Source organism: Streptomyces sp. NBC_01508 (assembly GCF_045040315.1).
In the GTDB taxonomy this organism is placed as follows: Bacteria; Actinomycetota; Actinomycetes; order Streptomycetales; family Streptomycetaceae; genus Streptomyces.
In genome coordinates this window covers 4,561,011-4,584,471 of sequence record NZ_CP109419.1, presented here as the reverse complement: position 1 = coordinate 4,584,471, position 23,461 = coordinate 4,561,011, and the positions used below count along the sequence as shown (strand labels likewise).

Here is a 23,461-nt window from a genome sequence, read left to right as displayed (position 1 = left end):
GCGGCGTGGCGGCGGGCGGTGGGGCCGGACGGCCCGGACCCGGACCCGGTTCGGGTTCGGGTTCGGGCGAGCAGCGCGGGGTTCCGGACGGGCTGATCCTCGGCGTGCTGGGGTTCCTGCTCGGCATCACGCTGTTCGCGTGGACGGCGACGGGTCTCGCCGCGCTCTTCGCGCACGGCTCCTGGCCGGACTCGGTGACCTTCACGCGTACGCCGGCGGCGGTACGGCAACTGATCTCCGCCCCGCACGACCTGCCGACCGCCTGGCCGGACACCCCGGCTGGCGAGCTGTCCGGATACGGGCTGTTCTGGGGCCTGTTCATAGGCGAACTGATGGTGGCGGCCGTGCTGACGGTGTTCGTGCTGGGCGTGGTGGCCCGCTGGCGCGCGCTGCGTACGGTACGGCTCCGGGAGAGCGAGCGGGTGCGGGAGCGGACACGGGAGCTCGCGGAGGAGCGGGCTGCCGAGCGGGTGGAGGAGCGCGTACGGGAGCCAGTGCGGGAGGCCCCGGCGCCGTACGTACCACCGGCCCAGCCCGCCCCGACTCCGCCCGCCCCCGCCTCGATCGAACAACCGCCGGTCGAGCAGGCACCAGTCCAACAGCCACCAGTCCAACAGCCACCGGTCGAACAGACGCCCGCCCCCGTCCTCCCCCTCCCCGCGCCCCGTACCGCCCCCTACGCCCACGTCCGCTACGGCGCCCCCCACACCCGCCGCCCCGCCGCCGTGCGGGCCATCCAGGACGCCGAGGGCCCCGCGCTCGTCGTCACGTCCGACCCCACCGTCTGGGCCGAGACAAAGGACGCCCGCGCCAAACTCGGCCCCGTCCTCGTCTACGACCCCAGCCATCTCTGCGACACCCCGGCCCGTCTCCACTGGTCCCCCACCGCCGGCTGCGCGGACGCCGACACCGCCGCCGCGCGTGCCGTCGCGCTGCTCGCGCCCGTACGGCCGCTGGCCCGGCTCGACGCCGCCATGGCCGACACCGCGGAGACCCTGCTGCGCTGCTGGCTGCACGCCGCCGCCGTGGACGCGCGGCCGTTCCGGCAGGTGCACCGCTGGGCGCAGGGCGGCAACGCCCACGAGGCCGTACGGCTGCTGCGCACCCACCCCAAGGCCGCCTCCGGACTCGCTGGCCTGCTGGAGTCCGCGCTCACCGCGCACCCCGAACGCCGGGAGATCGCACAGCAGTTGACCACCCGCGCGCTGGCCTCGCTGTCGTCCGTCCATATCCGTGAGGCGTGCACACCCAATCGTGCCGACTCGCTCGCACTGGATTCTTTTGCGGCCGAGGGGGGCACGCTCTATGTGGTGGGTGAGCCGATCGAAGATCCGCGCACCCGTCCGGGAGCGATGCCGCTGCTCACCGCTCTCGCCTCAAGCGTGGTCGAGCACGGCCGCCGCATGGCCGTACGGTCATCCGCCGGTCGGCTCGACCCACCAATGACGCTGGTGCTCGACGACGTGGCGGCGGTGGCGCCCCTGCCCGCGCTGCCCGAGCTGCTGACCGAGGGCGACGAGCGGGGGATGCCCGCGCTCGTCCTGCTGCGCTCGCGCGAACAGGGCAGGGACCGCTGGCCAGACCGCTGGCCACAGCACGAACTACCCGCCTGAGTGCCCTCGTTCACCCCCGCGCGGCCCCTGGCCGCGGCAGCGCCAGCTCGAACTCCCGCGCGCCGGGCTCGTTCTCGACGGCGACGGTCTCCCCGGTCGGCTCGAATCCGAGCTTGCGGTAGGCGGCCCGCGCCCGACCGTTCCGCTCGTGGACGTGCAGCCGCACCCGCTCGGCGCGGGGCTCCGCCAGCGACCACATCCACGCGGTGGCCGCGTCGAACAGCTCACCCAGCAGACCGGCGCCCCGGTACTCGGGCCGTACGAACACGGCGACGAGTTGCCCCTGGTCGTACGCGCTCAGGCCGCCCAGCACATCGGTCGCGCCCCGCCGCTCGACCAGCACCACCACCGAACCGGCCCATGCGCCGTCCGCCAGTTCGGCCACGAACTGCCGCGCCGCCGTGCCCCGCGCCGATCCCTCCGTGCGCTCGCGCCAGAAGGAATCCGGGCGGCGAAGGGCGTCGTCGTACGTTTCGAGGAAGGCGACCGGCGCGGCCGGATCCCGCAGGGCGTCCAGCCGAAACTCCCTGGCCTTGCCCCATTCGTCGGCACGCGCAGCACGTACCACCCATCTGTCATTCCCAAGATTTACGGCGCGCTTCGCGCGATTCGTCCGGTCCATTCCACGATCCTCCGCGCCCACCGCCGTCGCCCACAATCGAGTTTCGTGTCGTCACGCGTCGTACCGGGGTAGTACGCCCCGTACGCATTGCCCACCCCCGGTCCGACGTTCCGGCCCCGCCCGCTGCCTACCGTCGAACCCATGATCAAGGCCAACAAACTCACGAAACGCTACGGCGGCAGGACCGGCAGGACCGGCAAGACCGTCGTCGACGACCTCACCTTCAGCGTCGAGCCGGGCGCGGTCACCGGCTTCCTCGGCCCCAACGGCGCCGGAAAATCCACCACCATGCGCATGATCCTGGGCCTCGACACCCCCACCGCCGGCCACGTCACCGTCGGCGACCGCCCCTACGCCGCCCACCCGGCCCCGCTCCACGAGGTCGGCGCCCTGCTGGAGGCCCGCGCCGTGCACCCGGGCCGCACCGCCCACCACCACCTCATGGCGCTCGCCCACACCCACGGGATCCCCGCCTCCCGCGTCGCGCACGTCCTGGACCTGACCGGCCTCACCGACGTCGCGGGAGACCGGGTGAAGGGCTTCTCCCTCGGCATGGGCCAGCGCCTGGGCATCGCGGCGGCCCTGCTCGGCGACCCGGCCACGGTCATCCTGGACGAGCCCGTCAACGGCCTCGACCCGGAGGGTGTCCTGTGGATCCGTAACCTCCTCAAGTCCCTTGCCTCCGAAGGCCGTACAGTCTTCGTCTCCTCCCACCTGATGAGCGAGATGGCGCTGACGGCCGAACGGCTCATCATCATCGGCCGCGGCCGGCTGCTTGCCGAGACGACGGTGGCCGACTTCGTACGGGACTCCGGCGCGGCGGCCATGAAGGTCGTCTCCCCCGACGCCGCGACGCTCGCCGCGCTGCTCACAGGCCCCGGCGTCGAGATCACGCCCGGCGCCGACCCCGACGAGCTGGACGTACGGGGCGTCGACGGCGCGCACATCGGCCGTATCGCCGCCGCGCACGCCGTCCCCGTGTACGAGCTGACGCCGCGCGCCGTGTCCCTGGAGCAGGCCTTCATGGACCTGACGCGCGACGAGGTCGAGTACCAGGCGGGCGCCACCCACGACGCACTGACGGGAGCGGCGGCATGAGCGGCGGCATGAGCACCGTGGAAACCAAGCGCGCGGCACCCGCCCGCATGGGTGTCACACCGGCCCGCGTGCTGCGCTCGGAGTGGCACAAGTTCTGGACCCTGCGCTCCACTTGGGTCACCCTCGCGGCGACATCGGTCCTCATCCTCGCCACCGGCCTGGTCATGGCCATCGGCCACGAACCGGCCGGCGGAGGCTTCGGCGGGGTCAACGACCCGGTCGTACTGACCCTGATCGGCGTCCAGTTCGGGCAGATCTTCCTCACCGTGCTCGGCGTCCTGTTCAGCGCGGGCGAGTACGCGACCGGCATGATCCGCGCCTCGCTCGCCGCCGTCCCCCGACGGCTCCCCGTGCTGTGGGCGAAGGCCGCGATCTTCGCCGCGGTGACGCTCGTCGTCTCCACGATCACCGTCTTCACGACCTTCCTGCTCGCCCAACTCTTCCTCTCGGACACGGACATGGGCGCCTCGCTCACCGATCCGGGCATCGCCCGCGCCATCGCGGGCACGGCGGTCTCGCTCACGCTCCTCGGGGTACTCGGCCTCGGCCTCGGCGCGCTGCTCCGCTCCGTACCGGCGGCCCTCGGCGCGTTCTTCGGCGGCGTGGTCATCCTGCCGGAGGTGCTGGCGGCGATGTCCTCCGATGCCGTGAAGGACACCGTCGCGTACTTCCCGGCCCGCGCCTCCGAATCCCTCGGCGCGGTCAGCCAGATCGACGGCAGTCTGCCGGACGGGGCGGCTCTGCTCACCCTGTGCCTGTGGGCGGCGGCGGCGCTGGGAGCGGCGGGGTGGCTGCTCAAACGGCGCGATGCATGACGATGGGGGAATGAACGGGACGGGGGACAAGTGAGCGGCATGCGGGGCGGCGGCGGCAGAAGCACAGAAGTACGCGCAGAGGCACGCGCAGAGAAACGCGCAGACGCAGCCGGCAGCGGATCGCTCACCCAGCTCATCAACCGCGCGGCCCGGCGGATCAGCGCGTTCGACACGTCGCACCCGCTCGCCTGGGACCTGCTGCTGACCGGCTGTCTGCTGATAGGCGGCACGGTCGACCTGCTCAGCGGCGGCTGGCGATCCGTCGCGCCCAACCCTGACGGACCGCTGTGGGCGGCGGTGGTCTGCACCGTTGGCTGCTCCCTGGCCGTGCCGCACCGCCGTACGCGCCCCCTGGAGACGCTGCTCGCGACATTGCCGTTCGCCCTGCTGCTCGCCTGGTCGGGCGCCGGGCTCCAGGTCGCCGTGTTCTGCCAGCTGATCGTCGTCTTCAACATCGCGCTACGGCTGCCGATGCGCCAACTCGCCCTGACCGCAGTCCTGCTGAACGTCCCCCTCGCCGTGGGCGCGGCCCGCTTCCCGGAGGACAACTGGGTCATTGCCTTCCAGTCGTCACTCACCAGCTTCGTCGTCGTGGCCCTGCTGGGGATCGTGATGCGTACGAGACAGGAGTACACGGCCTCGTTGAGAGAGCGGGCGAAGCAGTTGGAGATCGAACGCGACCAGCAGGCCCAGCTCGCCGCCGCCGCCGAACGCACCAGAATCGCCCGCGAGATGCACGACATCCTCGGCCACAACCTCTCGGTCATCACCGGCCTCGCGGACGGCGGTTCGTACGCCGCGAAGAAGAACCCACAGCGCGCGACCGAAGCCCTGCACGCGATCGCCACCACCAGCCGCCAGGCCCTCACAGAACTCCGCCGCCTGCTCGGCATCCTCCAGAACGACGCCCCGGCCGAACTGACACCACAGCCCGGCCTCGGCGACAGCGACCTCGGCCAACTGATCGACGGCGTACGGGCGGCGGGCCTGCGCGTGCACATCACGGCCACCGGCGACCTCGAAGCCGTAACGACAGGGCGCCAGCTCACGGTCTACCGCGTCATCCAGGAAGCCCTCACGAACACCCTCAAGCACGCCGGCCCGAACGCCACGGCACGGGTCACGCTCAGCCGCACGCCCGAGTCCGTCACCGCGGAGATCACCGACACCGGCAGAGCCACGGAATCGAGCGCGGGAGGACACGGCATCACCGGCATGCGGGAACGAACCGCCCTGTACGCGGGCACACTTGACGTCGGCCCCCTGCCGCCACCCGCCGGCGGCTGGCGGGTCCACCTGCATCTGCCGAACGACGAGGACGACCGGCTGTGACGACCGTACTGATCGCCGACGACCAGCCCTTGCAACGCATGGGCTTCCGGATGCTGCTGGAGAGCCAGGAGGACATGACCCTGGTGGGCGAGGCGAGCGGCGGCGCCGAAGCCGTCCGCCTGATCGCCCGGCTCCACCCGGACGTCGTCCTGATGGACGTTCGCATGCCGGGCCTGGACGGCATCGAGGCGACCCGCCGCATCGTCGCGGCCGGCAGCCGTACGAGGGTGCTGATCCTGACCACCTTCGACCTCGACGAGTACGCGTACGCGGCCCTCCGAGCCGGCGCCAGCGGCTTCCTCGTCAAGGACGCGCTCCCCGAAGAGCTGCTGTCCGGCATCCGCGCGGTCGCCAGCGGCGACGCGGTGGTCGCACCGAGCCTCACCCGCCGACTGCTGGACGCGTACGCCCACCGCCTCCCGACCACGAACGGCACCGAGGGCACGACACCCGACGAACCACACCCGGGAATCGCCCTGCTCACCGACCGGGAACGGGAAATCCTCACCGTCATCGGCCAGGGCTGGACGAATGCCGAGATCGCCACCCGATTCCATCTCGCGGAATCGACAGTGAAGACGCATGTGGGCCGCGTCCTGTCGAAGACGGGCTCACGCGACAGGGTCCAGGCGGTAATCCTGGCGTACGAGGCAAAACTGGTCCGCCCGTCGTGAAACGGCCTCTGAACGCAGAAATGCCCCGCACCAAAATGGTGCGGGGCATTCCCGACTCAAAAATTGTTCGGCGGCGTCCTACTCTCCCACAGGGTCCCCCCTGCAGTACCATCGGCGCTGAAAGGCTTAGCTTCCGGGTTCGGAATGTAACCGGGCGTTTCCCTAACGCAATGACCACCGAAACACTATGAAACTGCTGAACAACCGGATGATGTCACGGACTGTTCGTTGTCTCAGAACTAACACAGTGGACGCGAGCAACTGAGGACAAGCCCTCGGCCTATTAGTACCGGTCAACTCCACACCTCACGGTGCTTCCATATCCGGCCTATCAACCCAGTCGTCTACTGGGAGCCTTACCCCATCAAGTGGGTGGGAGTCCTCATCTCGAAGCAGGCTTCCCGCTTAGATGCTTTCAGCGGTTATCCCTCCCGAACGTAGCCAACCAGCCATGCCCTTGGCAGGACAACTGGCACACCAGAGGTTCGTCCGTCCCGGTCCTCTCGTACTAGGGACAGCCCTTCTCAAGACTCCTGCGCGCGCAGCGGATAGGGACCGAACTGTCTCACGACGTTCTAAACCCAGCTCGCGTACCGCTTTAATGGGCGAACAGCCCAACCCTTGGGACCGACTCCAGCCCCAGGATGCGACGAGCCGACATCGAGGTGCCAAACCATCCCGTCGATATGGACTCTTGGGGAAGATCAGCCTGTTATCCCCGGGGTACCTTTTATCCGTTGAGCGACGGCGCTTCCACAAGCCACCGCCGGATCACTAGTCCCGACTTTCGTCCCTGCTCGACCCGTCGGTCTCACAGTCAAGCTCCCTTGTGCACTTACACTCAACACCTGATTACCAACCAGGCTGAGGGAACCTTTGGGCGCCTCCGTTACTCTTTAGGAGGCAACCGCCCCAGTTAAACTACCCATCAGACACTGTCCCTGATCCGGATCACGGACCCAGGTTAGACATCCAGCACGACCAGAGTGGTATTTCAACGTTGACTCCACCTGAACTGGCGTCCAAGCTTCACAGTCTCCCACCTATCCTACACAAGCCGAACCGAACACCAATATCAAACTGTAGTAAAGGTCCCGGGGTCTTTCCGTCCTGCTGCGCGAAACGAGCATCTTTACTCGTAGTGCAATTTCACCGGGCCTATGGTTGAGACAGTCGAGAAGTCGTTACGCCATTCGTGCAGGTCGGAACTTACCCGACAAGGAATTTCGCTACCTTAGGATGGTTATAGTTACCACCGCCGTTTACTGGCGCTTAAGTTCTCAGCCTCGCCACACCGAAATGTGACTAACCGGTCCCCTTAACGTTCCAGCACCGGGCAGGCGTCAGTCCGTATACATCGCCTTACGGCTTCGCACGGACCTGTGTTTTTAGTAAACAGTCGCTTCTCGCTGGTCTCTGCGGCCACCCCCAGCTCACACCGTAAAGATGATCACCAGAAATGGCCCCCCTTCTCCCGAAGTTACGGGGGCATTTTGCCGAGTTCCTTAACCATAGTTCACCCGAACGCCTCGGTATTCTCTACCTGACCACCTGAGTCGGTTTAGGGTACGGGCCGCCATGAAACTCGCTAGAGGCTTTTCTCGACAGCATAGGATCATCCACTTCACCACAATCGGCTCGGCATCAGGTCTCACCCTCAACAAGAGACGGATTTGCCTATCTCTCGGGCTACACCCTTACCCCGGGACTACCACCGCCCGGGCTGGACTACCTTCCTGCGTCACCCCATCGCTTACCTACTACAAGTCTGGTCCGACGGCTCCACCACTCCCCTTTGCCCGAAGGCTCCAGGACGGCTTCACGGTCTTAGCATCGCCTGATTCGATACTGGGCGTTTCAAAGCGGGTACCGGAATATCAACCGGTTGTCCATCGACTACGCCTGTCGGCCTCGCCTTAGGTCCCGACTTACCCTGGGCAGATCAGCTTGACCCAGGAACCCTTAGTCAATCGGCGCACACGTTTCCCACGTGTGTATCGCTACTCATGCCTGCATTCTCACTCGTGAACCGTCCACCCCTCGCTTCCGCGGAGGCTTCACCCGGCACACGACGCTCCCCTACCCATCCGCACGCCCGTTGAGGCTACATGTACGAATGACACGACTTCGGCGGTACGCTTGAGCCCCGCTACATTGTCGGCGCGGAATCACTTGACCAGTGAGCTATTACGCACTCTTTCAAGGGTGGCTGCTTCTAAGCCAACCTCCTGGTTGTCTCTGCGACTCCACATCCTTTCCCACTTAGCGTACGCTTAGGGGCCTTAGTCGATGCTCTGGGCTGTTTCCCTCTCGACCATGGAGCTTATCCCCCACAGTCTCACTGCCGTGCTCTCACTTACCGGCATTCGGAGTTTGGCTAAGGTCAGTAACCCGGTAGGGCCCATCGCCTATCCAGTGCTCTACCTCCGGCAAGAAACACACGACGCTGCACCTAAATGCATTTCGGGGAGAACCAGCTATCACGGAGTTTGATTGGCCTTTCACCCCTAACCACAGGTCATCCCCCAGGTTTTCAACCCTGGTGGGTTCGGTCCTCCACGACCTCTTACAGCCGCTTCAACCTGCCCATGGCTAGATCACTCCGCTTCGGGTCTTGAGCGCGCTACTATGTCGCCCTGTTCGGACTCGCTTTCGCTACGGCTTCCCCACACGGGTTAACCTCGCAACACACCGCAAACTCGCAGGCTCATTCTTCAAAAGGCACGCAGTCACGACGCGAGGAACAAGTTCCTCGCGCGACGCTCCCACGGCTTGTAGGCACACGGTTTCAGGTACTATTTCACTCCGCTCCCGCGGTACTTTTCACCATTCCCTCACGGTACTATCCGCTATCGGTCACCAGGGAATATTTAGGCTTAGCGGGTGGTCCCGCCAGATTCACACGGGATTTCTCGGGCCCCGTGCTACTTGGGAAATACGCAAGAGAGCCGCACAGATTTCAGCTACGGGGGTCTTACCCTCTACGCCGGACCTTTCGCATGTCCTTCGCCTACCTGTACGGTTTCTGACTCTCCGACCAGCCGGCAGACTGATCAAGTGCACTCCCACAACCCCGCATGCGCAACCCCTGCCGGGTATCACACACATACGGTTTGGCCTCATCCGGTTTCGCTCGCCACTACTCCCGGAATCACGGTTGTTTTCTCTTCCTGAGGGTACTGAGATGTTTCACTTCCCCTCGTTCCCTCCACACTGCCTATGTGTTCAGCAGCGGGTGACAGCCCATGACGACTGCCGGGTTTCCCCATTCGGACACCCCCGGATCAAAGCTCGGTTGACAGCTCCCCGGGGCCTATCGCGGCCTCCCACGTCCTTCATCGGTTCCTGGTGCCAAGGCATCCACCGTGCGCCCTTAAAAACTTGGCCACAGATGCTCGCGTCCACTGTGCAGTTCTCAAACAACGACCAACCACCCGCCACCCCACCGCATACACAGTGAGTTCACCGGGGCCGGCAACCGAAGACACAAGCAGCTCACGCAGCCCGTACCCTCAGACACCCAACAGCGCGCCCGGCCCAGCCCTTCACGATCCCGTTCCACGCCGAAGCAGTACTGGGAAACCACGAAAAACTGTGCCGAATAGTCAACGTTCCACCCATGAGCGACCACCGTCGGACAGGTGCCGACGAAATGGTTCCTGGACCACCCGACCCAAGGGGTCCGATGGTCTAGATGCTCCTTAGAAAGGAGGTGATCCAGCCGCACCTTCCGGTACGGCTACCTTGTTACGACTTCGTCCCAATCGCCAGTCCCACCTTCGACAGCTCCCTCCCACAAGGGGTTGGGCCACCGGCTTCGGGTGTTACCGACTTTCGTGACGTGACGGGCGGTGTGTACAAGGCCCGGGAACGTATTCACCGCAGCAATGCTGATCTGCGATTACTAGCAACTCCGACTTCATGGGGTCGAGTTGCAGACCCCAATCCGAACTGAGACCGGCTTTTTGAGATTCGCTCCACCTTGCGGTATCGCAGCTCATTGTACCGGCCATTGTAGCACGTGTGCAGCCCAAGACATAAGGGGCATGATGACTTGACGTCGTCCCCACCTTCCTCCGAGTTGACCCCGGCGGTCTCCTGTGAGTCCCCATCACCCCGAAGGGCATGCTGGCAACACAGAACAAGGGTTGCGCTCGTTGCGGGACTTAACCCAACATCTCACGACACGAGCTGACGACAGCCATGCACCACCTGTACACCGACCACAAGGGGGGCACCATCTCTGATGCTTTCCGGTGTATGTCAAGCCTTGGTAAGGTTCTTCGCGTTGCGTCGAATTAAGCCACATGCTCCGCTGCTTGTGCGGGCCCCCGTCAATTCCTTTGAGTTTTAGCCTTGCGGCCGTACTCCCCAGGCGGGGAACTTAATGCGTTAGCTGCGGCACCGACGACGTGGAATGTCGCCAACACCTAGTTCCCAACGTTTACGGCGTGGACTACCAGGGTATCTAATCCTGTTCGCTCCCCACGCTTTCGCTCCTCAGCGTCAGTAATGGCCCAGAGATCCGCCTTCGCCACCGGTGTTCCTCCTGATATCTGCGCATTTCACCGCTACACCAGGAATTCCGATCTCCCCTACCACACTCTAGTCTGCCCGTATCGAATGCAGACCCGGGGTTAAGCCCCGGGCTTTCACACCCGACGTGACAGACCGCCTACGAGCTCTTTACGCCCAATAATTCCGGACAACGCTTGCGCCCTACGTATTACCGCGGCTGCTGGCACGTAGTTAGCCGGCGCTTCTTCTGCAGGTACCGTCACTTTCGCTTCTTCCCTGCTGAAAGAGGTTTACAACCCGAAGGCCGTCATCCCTCACGCGGCGTCGCTGCATCAGGCTTTCGCCCATTGTGCAATATTCCCCACTGCTGCCTCCCGTAGGAGTCTGGGCCGTGTCTCAGTCCCAGTGTGGCCGGTCGCCCTCTCAGGCCGGCTACCCGTCGTCGCCTTGGTAGGCCATTACCCCACCAACAAGCTGATAGGCCGCGGGCTCATCCTGCACCGCCGGAGCTTTCAACCGTCCCCCATGAGGGGCACAGTATTATCCGGTATTAGACCCCGTTTCCAGGGCTTGTCCCAGAGTGCAGGGCAGATTGCCCACGTGTTACTCACCCGTTCGCCACTAATCCACCCGAAGGCTTCATCGTTCGACTTGCATGTGTTAAGCACGCCGCCAGCGTTCGTCCTGAGCCAGGATCAAACTCTCCGTGAATGTTTACCCGTAATCGGGTGACACCACGAGAGCGGAACAGTCGACCGGAATAAGGCCAACCGTTCACAGCGTCCTCGCTGTGTTTCTATCAAAGGAACCTCAACCCAATCCACAACAGTGGACGAGGTCGGGGTATCAACATATCTGGCGTTGACTTTTGGCACGCTGTTGAGTTCTCAAGGAACGGACGCTTCCTTTGTACTCACCCTCTCGGGCTTTCCTCCGGGCTTCCCTTCGGTCTTGCTTTCCTTCGTCTCCGACTCTATCAGAACCTTTCGGCGCCTGATTCCCAGTCAGCGGGGCTTGTCTTTCCGGCCCTTCGGCCGTTCCGACGTTTCAAACTCTAGCCCGTTTCCCCGTCGACTCACAAATCGAGTCCCGGTAATGGATTTCGGCATGCCGAAATGGTTCCCGGTCGAGGGCGTCTCGCAGAGTTTGTGTGCCGCATTCAAGCGGCCGGAGTGTGTCGCGGATCCGTTACGGCTCCATGACAACTCGAAGAACCTTACGGACCGGTCCGGGTGGTGTCAACTCGGGCTGTTCGCCCTCCGTCAGTCCAGGTCGGTCAGGCGCCCGCCGGCATCCGGCTGGGCGTGTTCCACGCGGCGGAGCAGGCGGATCAGCAGTTCGCCCAGCACTCCGCGGTCGTCGCCCGAGAGGTCTTGGAGCAGGTCTTCTTCGAAGTCGGAGGCCATGCGCATGGCCTCCAGCCACTTCGTGCGGCCCTCGTCCGTCAGCTCGACGATCACCCGTACCCGGTTGCTCTCGTCCCGGTCGCGCGTGACCAGGCCCTCGGCCGCCATGCGGTCGACGCGGTGGGTCATCGCGGCCGGGGTGAGGCCGAGGCGTTTGGCCAGTTCACCCGGGCCGAGGCGGTACGGGGCTCCCGCCACGACCAGGGTCTTGAGGACTTCCCATTCGGCGTTGCTGATGCCGAGGTCGGCGAGCTGCCTCCCGTACGCCACGTTCATCCGGCGGTTGAGCCGGCCGAGCGCTGTGACGACCTGCTCCACCTGGGGGTCGAGGGCGTCGAACTCTCGCTGATAGGCGGCGATCTGTTCGTCGAGGCTCGGTTCCCCGGGGGTGTCTGACATGCGGCGCAGTATGGCACGCCGGCCGTTGGCGTTGAAGTCCTTCAATGTGTATTGTTGACGTTCTAACTTTAGCTTTGAAGTCTTCAGGTTTGAGGTCTTCCAGTCTTCTTCCTCCGAGGTAGGTGAGTGTGACCAGGGTGATGGGCGCGGCGATGCGCCGGATCCAGACAGGGACCGCGCTGAGCGCGTTCGGGCTCGGGTTCACCGTCCCGTATCTGTATGTGTATGTGGCCCAGGTCCGGGATCTGGGCGCCGGTACGGCGGGGGTCGTGCTGGCGGTCTTCGCCATGGCCGCGCTCGTCGCCCTGCCCTTCGTCGGGCGGGTGATCGACCGGCGCGGGCCGCTGCGCGTCGTCGTCGGTGGTGCGGTGCTGGCCTCCGTGGGTGCCTTGGCCATGGGGGTGGCGGCGGATGTGCCGACCGCCGTGCTCGCGGCGGCGCTGCTCGGCGGCGGCACGGCCGTCATGCAGCCCGCGCTCGCCACGATGATCGTGTGGTGCTCGACTCCGTCGACCCGGACGCGGGCCTTCGCGACGCAGTTCTTCCTGCAGAACCTCGGGCTCGGCATCGGTGGTCTGATCGGCGGGCAGATCGTCGATGTCGGCAGGCCGGGAAGTTTCACCCTGCTGTTCGTTATCGAGGCCGCGATGTTCCTGGTGCTGGCCGCCGTCGCGGGGACCGTACGGATGCCTCGTACGTCCGCCGCCTCGACCGTGCTTCCCAAGGGGGCCGCGCGGGGCGGGGGGCTGCGGGTGCTGCTCGGGCACCGGGCGATGGTGTGGCTGTGCGCGCTGGGCTTCGTGCTGTTCTTCGCCTGCTACGGGCAGTTCGAGTCCGGGCTGGCCGCGTACGGGACCGAGGCCGCCGGGATCGACCCGTCGACGCTCGGTATCGCGCTGGCCGCGAACACCGCCGTGATCGTGGTCGCGCAGTTCGTCGTGCTCAGGCTGGTCGAGCGGCGCAGGCGGAGCCGGGTCATCGCGGCGGTCGGGCTGATCTGGGCGCTGGCCTGGGTCATCGCGGGGTACGCGGGACTGGGGCACGGCAGCCAGACGATGGCGACCGCCGCCTTCATCTCCACGTACGCGCTGTTCGGGCTCGGTGAGTCGATGCTGTCGCCGACCGTGGCGCCGCTGGTGGCCGATCTGGCGCCGGAGGAGATGGTCGGGCAGTACAACGCCGCTTTCGCTCTGGTCAAGCAGCTCGCGCTGGCCCTAGGACCCGCGGTGGGCGGGCCGATGGGGGCCGCGCTGCACGGCCCGTACATCGTGACGTTCGTGCTCTTCTCGCTCGGCGTCAGTGTGCTGGCGCTGCGGCTGGGCCGGCGGCTTACCCCCGTACAGGACCAGCCTTCACTCGCGTACGCGACGCGTGTCGTGGCCGTGCACAAGCCGGAGCCGGAGACCGCCGTGGCCGCCTCCTAATGAGGCAGCGCGAACTCGCACCAGACCGCCTTGCCGCCGCCCGGTGTGCGGCGGGAGCCCCAGGACGAGGCGATCGTCGCGACGATCGAGATGCCGCGGCCCGCCTCGTCCGCCGGTTCGGCGTGGCGGCGCAGTGGCAGGTGGTCGTCCCCGTCGGTGACCTCGATGATCAGCCGGCGGTCCGTACGGCGGAGTCTGAGCCGCATCGGCGGGGTGCCGTGCTGGAGGGAGTTGGCGACGAGTTCGCTGGTGGCGAGGACGCCCAGGTCGCGGAGTTCGACGGGGAAGCGCCACGAGGAGAGCACTCCCGAGGCGAACGCGCGGGCGCGCGGGGCTGCCTCGACTCCGCCGAGCAGGTCGAGCGCGGCGTTGTGGAACAGCTCGGCGGCCTGCCCGGTGCGGGCGGGGTGCTGGAGGACCAGCACCGCGACGTCGTCGTCGTGCTCGGCCGTGACGCCCATCGCGCGGATCAGCCGGTCGCAGACGACCTGGGGTGATCCCTTGGCGCCGGCGAGCGCGCGTTCCAGGGATGCCACGCCCTCGTCGATGTCCTCGCTGCGGCGCTCGACGAGACCATCCGTATAGAGGACGGCGGTGGAGCCGGGGGCCAGGTCGATGGTGCCGGACGTGTGGATCCAGCCGCCGGTGCCGAGCGGGGGTCCGGTCGGGTCAGCGGCGCGGGCGACCGTGCCGTCCTCCGCGCGTACGAGGATCGGCAGGTGGCCCGCCGACGCGTAGACGAGCCGACCCTCGTTGGGGTCGTGGACGGCGTAGACGCAGGTGGCGATCTGGCTGGGGTCGATCTCGGCGGCGAGTCCGTCGAGCAGTTGCAGGACTTCGTGCGGGGGCAGGTCGAGGCGGGCGTACGCGCGTACGGCGGTGCGCAGTTGGCCCATGACGGCTGCCGCGCGGACGCCGCGGCCCATGACGTCGCCGATGACCAGGGCCGTACGGCCGGCGCCGAGGGTGATCACGTCGTACCAGTCGCCGCCGACCGCCGCGTCCGTACCGCCCGGCTGGTATGTGGCGGCGACGCGCAGGTCGTCGGGCTGCTCCAGCTCCTGGGGGAGGAGCGAGCGCTGGAGGGCGACGGCGGTCTCGCGCAGTCGGCGCTCGCTGGCGCGCAGGCGCTCGGCGGCCTCGGCGTGGTCGGTGACGTCGGCGGCGAAGATGAGGACGCCGCCGGATCCGCTGGTCTCGACGGGGGTGCAGGTCACCGTGTACGAGCCGTCGCGTGCGACGGTGGCGGAGCCGTTCGCCGACGCGTGTGCCGACGGGGTGGTGGAGGTGGTGGTGTCGGCCGCCTGGACCTTGCGGGACTTGACCGTACGGGGCTTTCCGCTGCGCAGCACCTGGTCCATGAGCGGCATCAGGCCCAGCTCGACCAGCTCGGGGCAGCCCTCGGCCGCGGCCGTGCCCGGCTCGCGTGGTCCGAACGCGTCCACGTAGGCGTCGTTGACGTACGCGACGCGGTGGTCGCGGCCGTACACCAACGCGACGAGGGCGGGGAGACCGCCGAGGACGTCGCGGACGGACAGCTCTTCGAGGGCGGGGATTCCCGTCGGTGCTCCGTCCTGTCCTGCGTCCTGCTGTCCTGCGTCCTGCTGTCTTGCGTGCCGGCGTGCGTCCTGGCGCCCGGCGCGGCTGTCGCCGTGTTGTTCGAATTCACCGCGGGCGGCGGGCACAGCACTCGCGGAACTCGGCGATTGCGCCTCCCCAACGTCCGTCCGCGCGGCGATGCGGCGCTGTGTACCGGGGAGCCGGGCGCTCCAACGCGTGAAATTCACGGATTTTCAGGCCTCATGGTGTCGTCGCTGTTCGCCTTGGCGGGCTACCGGATCGCTCTCTGCGGAATCACTCTGTGCAGATGTGAACCCACCTATGGTCACACGTTCAGTGTGGCCGACCGCACTGACATCGGACGTCAGCGGTCTCTGGGTCGTTCCGCTCCGGCGGCGAGTTCGAATTCGGCACGTGGGTGCTCCAGGGAGCCGAGGGAGACGATCTCCCGTTTGAAGAGCCCCGAAAGGGTCCACTCCGCGAGCACGCGCGCCTTGCGGTTGAAGGTCGGGACGCGGCTGAGGTGGTACGCGCGGTGCATCAGCCAGGCCGGATAGCCCTTGAGTTTACGGCCGTACACCTGTGCCACGCCCTTGTGGAGGCCGAGCGACGCGACGGAACCGGCGTAGCGGTGACGGTAGTCGTGCAGCGGTTCGCCTCTGAGGGAGGCGACGATGTTGTCGGCGAGGACCCGGGCCTGGCGGACGGCGTGTTGCGCGTTGGGGGCGCATTCGGCGCCGGGCTCGTCCGCCGTCAGGTCGGGGACGGCGGCGGCGTCACCGGCCGACCAGGCGTGTGCGACGCCGTCGACGGTGAGCCTGGCCGTACAGGCGAGCCGGCCGCGCTTGTCAAGGGGGAGATCGCTGGCGGCGACGATCGGATGCGGCTTGACGCCCGCCGTCCACACGACGGTGCGGGTGGGGAAGCGGGTGCCGTCGCTCAGTACCGCCACCCGGTTCTCGCAGGAGTCGAGGCGGGTTTCGAGGCGTACGTCGATGTTGCGGGCCCGCAGCTCGCGGACCGCGTACTTGCCCATGTCGTGGCCGACTTCGGGAAGGATGTGGTCCGAGGCCTCCACCAGGATCCACTTCAGGTCGTCGGCCTTGACGTTGTGGTGGTAGCGGGTGGCGTAGCGGGCCATGTCGGCCAACTCTGCGAGCGCTTCGACGCCCGCGTAGCCGCCACCGACGAAGACGAAGGTCAGTGCGGCGTCGCGCAGTTCCGGATCGCGGGTGGAGGACGCGATGTCCATCTGTTCCAGGACGTGGTTGCGCAGGGCGATGGCCTCCTCGACGGTCTTGAAGCCGATGCCGTGTTCGGCGAGACCGGGGACCGGGAGGGTGCGGGAGACCGAACCGGGGGCGAGGACGAGTTCGTCGTAGGTCATCTCGAAGGAGCCGGGAGGCTGGTCCGGGTCCGGGACGTGGGCGTACGGGCCGGTGGAGTGGGGGCCGTTGGGGTGCGGGCCGTTGGGGTGCGGGCCGTTGGCGGGCGCCTTCGCCGCGGCCTCTTCCTCCGAGGCGAGGGTGGTGAGCGTCGCGACGCGCTTGGCGTGGTCGATGGATCTGGCCTCACCGACGATGATCGTGCAGTCCGGCAGAACACGGCGCAGCGGCACCACGACATGGCGCGGGGAGATCGAGCCGGCGGCGGCCTCGGGCAGGAACGGCTGGTAGGTCATGTACGCGTTGGGCGACACGACCACCACCTCCGCCTCGCCGCGCTTGAGCTTCTGCTGGAGCCGGAGCGCGGTGTACATCCCGACGTAGCCGCCGCCGATGACGAGAACGCGTGCGCGGGGCGGTGGTGCGGGGGTCGTCCCCCGGGAGATCTCTGCCTTCACCACCCCATCAGGCATCGGGCTCCTGGGTTTGTCCACAGCCCCGGCAAATTGTGTGACCGGAGCCCTACGACGGTCCCATCTGCGCAAATCCCCCTGTGGCAGGGAAGGTTCGCAGGTCAGCGGGTACGGGGCCAGTGGCAGGAGAGTGCCGAATCAGGCATCTTCCGGTCCTTGCTCCGATCGGGGGGCGCACTGTGCGGAACCACCCCCTTCTGAATTCACCGGGGCTCAACTATGTTCGTACTTCGTCGGGGTGTCGACCGTGACTAGGTCGAAGCCCCGACTGTCAGGCGGGGAGGTCTCCGGGGGGAGACGTCATTACCGGGGGAACGCTTATGCACATTCAGGATTCTCATTGGCAGGCCGTCGTATCCGTGGACGGCAACGGACGCGCGGGTTCGGGCGGGATCGGCCGCGCCGCGCCCCTGCGCGTCGACGCGCAGCGCAATCTTGAGCACGTCCTGCGGGCGGCTCGCGAGGTGTTCGGCGAACTCGGCTACGGGGCGCCGATGGAGGACGTGGCGCGCCGCGCCCGGGTCGGGGTCGGTACGGTCTACCGGCGGTTTCCCAGCAAGGACGTGCTGGTCCGCCGGATAGCCGAGGAGGAGACCTCCCGGCTGACGGAGCAGGCTCGTGCGGCTCTGGGGCAGGAGGACGAGCCGTGGTCCGCGCTCGCCCGTTTCCTGCGGACGTCGGTGGCTTCCGGCGCGGGCAGGCTGCTGCCGCCGCAGGTGCTGAAGGTCGGGGTGGACGTCGACGAGTCGACTCTCGTGCAGGGCCTGCCGGACCAGGCGGACGAGGCGCGGGTGCCGCAGCAGCGGCAGTCCGGGCATCCGGATCTGCGCGTGGTCGGGGCGGGTGAACACACCGGGCAGCACGCTTCGGTGGCCCTGGGGGCCACGGAATCCGCCGGCTCGGCGGGCGGCGCTGTGGGCTCGGTGGGCGCTGTGGCGTCCGTGGGCGCCGGTGGCGGCGACCTGGTGGAGCAGGCGTCCGGCACGGTCGAACTGCTCGATGTCGTCGGTCAGTTGGTCGAGCGCGCCCGGTCGGCCGGCGAGCTGCGGCCGGGTGTGACGGTGGCCGATGTCCTGCTGGTGATAGCCACGGCGGCGCCCGCGCTGCCGGACGCGGCGCAGCAGGCGGCGGCTTCGGCACGGCTGCTGGACATCCTGCTCGAAGGGCTGCGGTCCCGGGCGGCTTAGGCCCTGTCCGGCGGGGTGCGCCAGGGCGTTCGGCGCGTCAACTTGAGGCTGTGGGGCGGCTGTCGGACGGCAGTTCGCCCGACGATCGCGCCGCCTCCGCCATGATCCGTCGTCCTGGCTGCCCGCCGGACATCTGTGGTGCGGAACATCCAGGTAAACGGCGTTTCAGCCGTGGCTGGTCGCCCCAGGCGCGTGCGGTCGCGGGCCGGGGGGCCGTTCCGGTGACGGATCACGGAGGAGTGGTCCCTGTCAACGGGGGTTTGGCGGTGGCGGGCGCTGTGGCACGCTGGCCCGGTGTTTCGGGTCTGCAGGACGCTACGGGGGCTTCCGCGATGAGCGGTGACGGACGGGACGAGCCACTGGGTGGCGGCGGCGCCGGCGGTACGGAGACGGGTGGGCCGCCGTCCGGGCAGGTGCCGAACCAGGGCGGGCCAGGTGGGTCTTCGGGGGCGGCCGGTCCGACCGAGCCTGTCGGGCCAGTTGTTCCTGCCGGGCCTGTCGTTCCTGTGCCGCCACCGGGCGAGGCGGACCCGAGTGTGCCGCCGCAGCGCGAGGGCGGTGGCCATCCGGCCGATCCGCCCGAGCCGTACGTCACGGAGCCGTACGTCACGGAGCCGTACGTCACGGAGCCGTACGTCACCGAGTCGTACGCGACCGAGGCGGGGGACGCGGGCGCCGCCGGGGCGGAGACCGGCACCAGGACCGTCGGGGCCGATGCGCTCGGCGACGGGCCGGACGTCGAACTGCCGCCCTCGGACGCCGAGTTGATCCAGCGGATGCGGGACGGCGACGACGGCGCGTACGAGGAGCTGTACCGGCGGCACTCGACAGCCGTACTGCGCTACGCGCGTACATGCTGCCGTGACGCCCACACCGCCGACGACCTGACGGCCGAGGTGTTCGCGCGCACGCTCCAGGCGGTGCGCGGGGGTGCGGGGCCGGAGCAGGCGGTGCGCGCGTATCTGCTCACGACCGTACGGCGCGTCGCCGCCGCGTGGACGAAGACCGCCAAGCGCGAGCAACTGGTCGACGACTTCGCGGTGTTCGCCACGCAGTCCGCCCGCGCGGCCGAGGTGTCGGACGACGACACCCTCGATCTGGGCGCCGACGTGCTGGCCATGCACGAGGCCGAGCGGTCGCTCGCGATGCAGGCGTTCCGCAGTCTGCCCGAGCGCTGGCAGGCGGTGCTCTGGCACACCACCGTCGAGGAGGAGTCGCCCAGCGAGGTCGCGCCGCTGTTCGGTCTGACGGCCAACGCCACGGCCGTGCTGGCCAGTCGGGCGCGTGAAGGTCTCAAGCAGGCGTATCTCCAGGCGCATGTGAACACGGCGGTCGCCTCGGCCGGCGACTGCGCGCGGTACGCCGACCGGCTCGGCGCGTACGCACGCGGCGGGCTGCGGATGCGGGCCGAGCGCGGGCTGCGCAAGCACTTGGACGAGTGCGCGAAGTGCCGTCTCGTGGCGGGCGAGTTGGCGCATGTCAACGCCGGGATTCCGGCGGTGCTGCCGATCGCGGTCATCGGCTGGTTCGCGGCCGGGTACTCGTTCAAGGCCGCCGGGGTCGCCGCCGGTGGTGTCGCGGGTGCGGCCGGTGCGGGTGCGGCGGCCGCGGCCGGTGGTGCGTCGGGTTCGGCGGGAGGTACCGCCGCGGCGGGTGGTGCCGCGGCCGAGGGGCTGGGCGCGCCGATGAAGGCGGGGATCGCGGCCGTGGTCGCCCTCGCCGCCGCGGCCGGGCTGGTGTGGGCCCTGTCGGGTGACGAGGTGCCCGACAAGCCGCAGGCGAAGCCGCCCGTCGTACTGCCGGTCCAACCGGAGGAGCCCGCGCCGCCACCGGAGTTGAAGCCGCCGGCGGCTCCCGCCCCGGCGCCCCGGCCGGCCCCGCCGTCCGAGAAGCCCGCGCCGAAGCCGGAACCGAAGCCGAGCCCCACGCCGACGAAGGCGAAGCCGACCCCGCCGAAGCCCAAGCCCCCGGCGCCGCCCCCCGCCACGCCGAAGCCGCCCGCCCCGCCGCCTCCGCCCGCGCCGGAGGTGTACCAGGTGAACCAGCTCAAGTTCGACGTGACGGGCGACGGGTCGGGGCCCGAGGTGCTGATCGGGCAGAGCAGTTGGCTCTGGCAGCGCCCCGGCATGTCGATCGGCGGCACGCGGTACGGGCACGGGGCGTCCATGCACGCTCCCGGTTCGGTGACCATCCAGCTCAACCGCCGGTGCGCCGGTTACCGGGCGATGGTGGGTGTCGACGACATGACGCTCGGGCTGGGCGCGCTGCGCTTCTCGGTGTACGGCGACGGCGGCCGGCTCTGGCGGTCCCCGGTGGTGCGCGGTGGCGACGCGGCGGTGCCGGTGAATGTGGGCATCGGCGGGCAGGAGAGGATCCGCCTGGTGGTCGAACCGCACACGCCGTTCGGATCGGTGGCGGTGGCCGACTGGGCGCAGTCCAGGATCAGTTGCGGCTGAGCCGGCCCCGGCGCGCCGACCCCGGCGCGGCGGCCCCGTGCGGCGGCCGGGACCGACGAGCCCGACGGATCCGGTGAACCTGCCGGTCACCACCCGCCTACGGTTGCAGCGTCCGGCCCGGCATCACACCGCCCGGCATCACGCCACCAGGCATCACGCCGCCCGCCACCGCGCGTTGGCGGGGGGCCGCCGTGCCCGTCCAGCAGGTGCCGCGGCGCGAGAGCAGGCGCCTGAGCCACAGTTCCGTGGAGACCAGGTCGGCGATCCCGTCGAGCGGGATCGGCTCGCCCTCGGCCGCCTTGCGCAGCGCCTTGCGCACCACGCGTGCCTCGATGAGGCCCGCGTCGGCCAGCAGCGGCGCGTCGAACAGGGCCATCAGGTCGCCGACGGCGGCCCGCATCCCGGTGCGGGTCGCGGCGGCCGATGTCGCGTGCGTCGCGGCGCCCCAGCCCGGCGGCAGGTCGTGGATGCCGGCCCCCGCGAGGACCGTGCGCAGGATGTCGGAGCGGGCGCCGGGCTGGACCCGTAGCGATTCGGGGAGTTCCCGGCAGGCCCGTACCACCTGGTTGTCGAAGAACGGCGCGTGGAGCCGCTGGCTGCGGATCTCGGCGGCTTGCTCGAAGATCCGGTGGTCGGCGGCGTGCCGGGCCAGCGCGGCCCGTGCGCGGGCCTCTCCGGGCCGCTGGACGGACGTGGGGCGGATCGCCGCCGCCGTCAGCCGAACCGATACTTCAGCCAGCGCCTCCCCCGTGAGCCAGCGCGCCGCCGGTCCGGGCCGCGACCAGGTGAGCGCGGCGAGCGAGGCGCCCAACGGCCCGTCCGCGGCGGGGGCGTCGCGGTCGCGGTGGGCGCCGGGGAGCTGGGCGGCGGCCTCTTCGAGGCCGGTGCGGTACGGCGTACGGGCGAGGCGGCGGGCCGCGCGGTAGACGGTCAGCGGTACGAACAGCGAGCCCGCCGAGGGTCCTTGGGCCTTGGCGAGCGCGGTGGTCGGCCGCAGCAGGTCGCGGCGGCGCCGGTCGATCAGCAGGTCGGCCAGGCGTGCGGGGTGGGCGTCCAGCACCTCGCGGGCCCCGGCCCCGGTGAAGTGGTCGGCGCTGCCGGCGGCGAGCCGGCGGCGGTGGCGTTCGGCGGTGACGAGGGACGGGCCGGGCTCGTCGGTCAGCGGGCCTTCCAACTCGGCGTACGGCAGGGCCTCTTCGCCCGCCGCGACGACCACGTGGTGCAGCCGGGGGTTGGAGGCCATGGCGCGGGCGCGTTCCAGTTCGGCCTCGCGCCCGCCGGTGGCCAGGTCGTTGAAGGTGACGGCGAGGAGCCGTTCGCCCGCGCCGGTGCCGTGGCCGAGGACGGTGCCGGGCGCGCCGGGCAGTCCGGCGGCGAGCAGGGCGAGCGTGCCCGACGCGCTGCCGCCCGACAGGTCGGCGCCGATGCCGGGGACGGGTCCGCCGCGGGCCGCGCGCCGGTCGGCCGGTCCCATGCCGGGGACGGGCCCGGGGTCGGGCGTCGCCGTCTCGGGGGCGTGCCGCGGCGCCAGGAGCCTGGCCCGTACGGCTTCGACGAGGGCGTCCCTGACCCCCTCGACGGCCCGCTCGGGGTCGACCTGGGGGGCGGCGACGGCGAGCGAGGCGACCTGTTCGTAGCCGGTGATCTCGCGGGAGCCCTCGCGCAGGACGAGCGCGTGGCCGGGCGGGACGCGTTTGACGCCCTGGTACGGCGTGGAGTCGCGTAGCGCCTCGGGTGTCTCGGGGCAGGCGAGCAGCGCCGCGAGGTGCCCGATGTCCAGCTGTGCCTCGATGAGGTCGGCGAGCGGCAGGGCGGCGGTGGCGAACGCGGTGCCGTTCGCCCACGGCGTGTGGAAGACGGGTCTCGCGCCCGCCAGGTCACCGGCGACGGTGATCCGGCGGCCGATCTGGGCGACGGCCGTGTAGCTGCCGGGCCAGGCGGTGAGATGGCGCAGGGCGCCGCCGCGGGCCGCGAACAGACCGATCTTCAGCTGTTCGTCGGTGGCCGAGCAGCAGCCGAACACGGCGAGCCGGGTGAAGGGGTCGACGCTGACGACGCGTACCTCGTCATCCCGCCAGTCGCCGACGGCCCACAGCGGATCCGGGTCGCCCCACAGGAGTTGGGACCCGACGGGGTGGATCGTGCGGCCCTCGGAGCGGTCGCCCACGGAGCCCGCCGTGCCGAAGCTCGCGGCGACACTGCTCCACCCCACCAACCAGCGCATCGCCGCCTCCACAGCCTGTGGATCAAGAGTTGTACCCGTCGTCTTCGGTCGTTCGTGAACATGCTGCCACGACAACGGCGCACAGGAGGGGCCCCGAGGAGGGAGCGCGAAATGTGAACGCGCCCCCGGCAAAGGACAATTGGTGCAGTGAGGGGCTCAGGCCGGACAGGCAGCATTCAGCCAATCTCCGAGCCCGATCCGCCGACGACACGTCGGCAAACGTACAGTCCGGGAGGCACCTTCGCCTCCCGGACCGATCCGCCACCCGCGGGGAA

The 23,461-nt window shown here is 68.8% G+C and carries 13 protein-coding genes and 3 rRNA genes; 8 read left to right on the top strand and 8 right to left on the bottom strand.

Annotated elements, in window-relative coordinates; all coding sequences use genetic code 11:
• Nucleotides 1–5 precede the first annotated feature (5 nt).
• Complete coding sequence (locus OG700_RS21230) at nucleotides 6–1,613, top strand: type VI secretion protein (protein ID WP_405615857.1); 1,608 nt, start codon at nucleotides 6–8, stop codon at nucleotides 1,611–1,613.
• Nucleotides 1,614–1,623: 10 nt separating this feature from the next.
• On the opposite strand, the gene OG700_RS21225 is transcribed toward OG700_RS21230, so the two are convergent.
• The gene (locus OG700_RS21225; protein ID WP_405615855.1) at nucleotides 1,624–2,235 is read right to left on the bottom strand and encodes a GNAT family N-acetyltransferase; all 612 of its coding nucleotides are present in this window, start codon (nucleotides 2,233–2,235) and stop codon (nucleotides 1,624–1,626) included.
• A gap of 141 nt (nucleotides 2,236–2,376) precedes the next feature.
• Here OG700_RS21225 and OG700_RS21220 point away from each other — a divergent pair, with 141 nt between their 5' ends.
• The 4 genes from OG700_RS21220 to OG700_RS21205 are packed head-to-tail and all read left to right on the top strand — an operon-like array spanning nucleotide 2,377 to nucleotide 6,154.
• Nucleotides 2,377–3,333: an ATP-binding cassette domain-containing protein gene (locus tag OG700_RS21220; RefSeq protein WP_405615853.1), complete on the top strand. Its 957-nt coding sequence runs from the start codon at nucleotides 2,377–2,379 to the stop codon at nucleotides 3,331–3,333.
• A gap of 8 nt (nucleotides 3,334–3,341) precedes the next feature.
• A complete protein-coding gene (locus OG700_RS21215) occupies nucleotides 3,342–4,148 on the top strand; it encodes an ABC transporter permease (RefSeq protein ID WP_405615851.1) in 807 nt (268 codons plus the stop codon).
• A gap of 39 nt (nucleotides 4,149–4,187) precedes the next feature.
• Nucleotides 4,188–5,480, top strand: coding sequence for a sensor histidine kinase (locus OG700_RS21210; RefSeq protein WP_405621856.1), 1,293 nt, complete (start codon nucleotides 4,188–4,190; stop codon nucleotides 5,478–5,480).
• The gene (locus OG700_RS21205; protein WP_405615849.1) at nucleotides 5,477–6,154 is read left to right on the top strand and encodes a response regulator; all 678 of its coding nucleotides are present in this window, start codon (nucleotides 5,477–5,479) and stop codon (nucleotides 6,152–6,154) included. Before OG700_RS21210 ends, OG700_RS21205 begins: the two co-directional genes overlap by 4 nt.
• A 65-nt stretch (nucleotides 6,155–6,219) precedes the next feature.
• On the opposite strand, the gene rrf is transcribed toward OG700_RS21205, so the two are convergent.
• The 4 genes from rrf to OG700_RS21185 form a co-directional block, all read right to left on the bottom strand.
• Nucleotides 6,220–6,336, bottom strand: a 5S ribosomal RNA gene (rrf, locus tag OG700_RS21200).
• An 81-nt stretch (nucleotides 6,337–6,417) separates the two neighbouring features.
• A 23S ribosomal RNA gene (locus tag OG700_RS21195) occupies nucleotides 6,418–9,541 on the bottom strand.
• 318 nt (nucleotides 9,542–9,859) lie between these two features.
• A 16S ribosomal RNA gene (locus tag OG700_RS21190) occupies nucleotides 9,860–11,383 on the bottom strand.
• Together the 16S, 23S and 5S rRNA genes form the textbook arrangement of a ribosomal RNA operon.
• 551 nt (nucleotides 11,384–11,934) lie before the next feature.
• A complete protein-coding gene (locus OG700_RS21185; RefSeq protein WP_405615847.1) occupies nucleotides 11,935–12,477 on the bottom strand; it encodes a MarR family winged helix-turn-helix transcriptional regulator in 543 nt (180 codons plus the stop codon).
• A gap of 140 nt (nucleotides 12,478–12,617) precedes the next feature.
• Between OG700_RS21185 and OG700_RS21180 the strand changes: the two genes are divergently transcribed.
• Nucleotides 12,618–13,901: an MFS transporter gene (locus tag OG700_RS21180; protein ID WP_405621854.1), complete on the top strand. Its 1,284-nt coding sequence runs from the start codon at nucleotides 12,618–12,620 to the stop codon at nucleotides 13,899–13,901.
• On the opposite strand, the gene OG700_RS21175 is transcribed toward OG700_RS21180, so the two are convergent.
• A complete protein-coding gene (locus OG700_RS21175; protein ID WP_405615845.1) occupies nucleotides 13,898–15,688 on the bottom strand; it encodes a SpoIIE family protein phosphatase in 1,791 nt (596 codons plus the stop codon). The two genes, OG700_RS21180 and OG700_RS21175, sit on opposite strands and share 4 nt — an antisense overlap.
• 137 nt (nucleotides 15,689–15,825) lie before the next feature.
• A complete protein-coding gene (locus OG700_RS21170; protein WP_405615843.1) occupies nucleotides 15,826–17,319 on the bottom strand; it encodes an NAD(P)/FAD-dependent oxidoreductase in 1,494 nt (497 codons plus the stop codon).
• 320 nt (nucleotides 17,320–17,639) lie between these two features.
• Between OG700_RS21170 and OG700_RS21165 the strand changes: the two genes are divergently transcribed.
• Both OG700_RS21165 and OG700_RS21160 read left to right on the top strand, forming a co-directional pair.
• Nucleotides 17,640–18,506 (top strand): TetR/AcrR family transcriptional regulator, encoded by an 867-nt coding sequence (locus OG700_RS21165; RefSeq protein WP_405615841.1) that lies wholly within the window; start codon nucleotides 17,640–17,642, stop codon nucleotides 18,504–18,506.
• Between the two features lie 332 nt (nucleotides 18,507–18,838).
• Nucleotides 18,839–20,962 carry a sigma-70 family RNA polymerase sigma factor gene (locus OG700_RS21160; protein ID WP_405615839.1) on the top strand — a complete coding sequence of 708 codons (2,124 nt, stop codon included), beginning with the start codon at nucleotides 18,839–18,841 and terminating at the stop codon, nucleotides 20,960–20,962.
• Between the two features lie 97 nt (nucleotides 20,963–21,059).
• Here OG700_RS21160 and OG700_RS21155 read toward each other — a convergent pair whose 3' ends face one another.
• Nucleotides 21,060–23,186, bottom strand: coding sequence for an asparagine synthase-related protein (locus tag OG700_RS21155; RefSeq protein WP_405615837.1), 2,127 nt, complete (start codon nucleotides 23,184–23,186; stop codon nucleotides 21,060–21,062).
• Between the last annotated feature and the right edge of the window lie 275 nt (nucleotides 23,187–23,461).

What these genes read in the sequence shown, in the direction of transcription:
- OG700_RS21225 (WP_405615855.1), bottom strand. Translation starts at nt 2,235, where the DNA reads ATGGACCGGACGAATCGCGCGAAGCGCGCCGTAAATCTTGGGAATGAC.
- OG700_RS21220 (WP_405615853.1), top strand. Translation starts at nt 2,377, where the DNA reads ATGATCAAGGCCAACAAACTCACGAAACGCTACGGCGGCAGGACCGGC.
- OG700_RS21215 (WP_405615851.1), top strand. Translation starts at nt 3,342, where the DNA reads ATGAGCACCGTGGAAACCAAGCGCGCGGCACCCGCCCGCATGGGTGTC.
- OG700_RS21210 (WP_405621856.1), top strand. Translation starts at nt 4,188, where the DNA reads ATGCGGGGCGGCGGCGGCAGAAGCACAGAAGTACGCGCAGAGGCACGC.
- OG700_RS21185 (WP_405615847.1), bottom strand. Translation starts at nt 12,477, where the DNA reads ATGTCAGACACCCCCGGGGAACCGAGCCTCGACGAACAGATCGCCGCC.
- OG700_RS21180 (WP_405621854.1), top strand. Translation starts at nt 12,618, where the DNA reads ATGGGCGCGGCGATGCGCCGGATCCAGACAGGGACCGCGCTGAGCGCG.
- OG700_RS21170 (WP_405615843.1), bottom strand. Translation starts at nt 17,319, where the DNA reads ATGCCTGATGGGGTGGTGAAGGCAGAGATCTCCCGGGGGACGACCCCC.
- OG700_RS21165 (WP_405615841.1), top strand. Translation starts at nt 17,640, where the DNA reads ATGCACATTCAGGATTCTCATTGGCAGGCCGTCGTATCCGTGGACGGC.
- OG700_RS21160 (WP_405615839.1), top strand. Translation starts at nt 18,839, where the DNA reads ATGAGCGGTGACGGACGGGACGAGCCACTGGGTGGCGGCGGCGCCGGC.
- OG700_RS21155 (WP_405615837.1), bottom strand. Translation starts at nt 23,186, where the DNA reads ATGCGCTGGTTGGTGGGGTGGAGCAGTGTCGCCGCGAGCTTCGGCACG.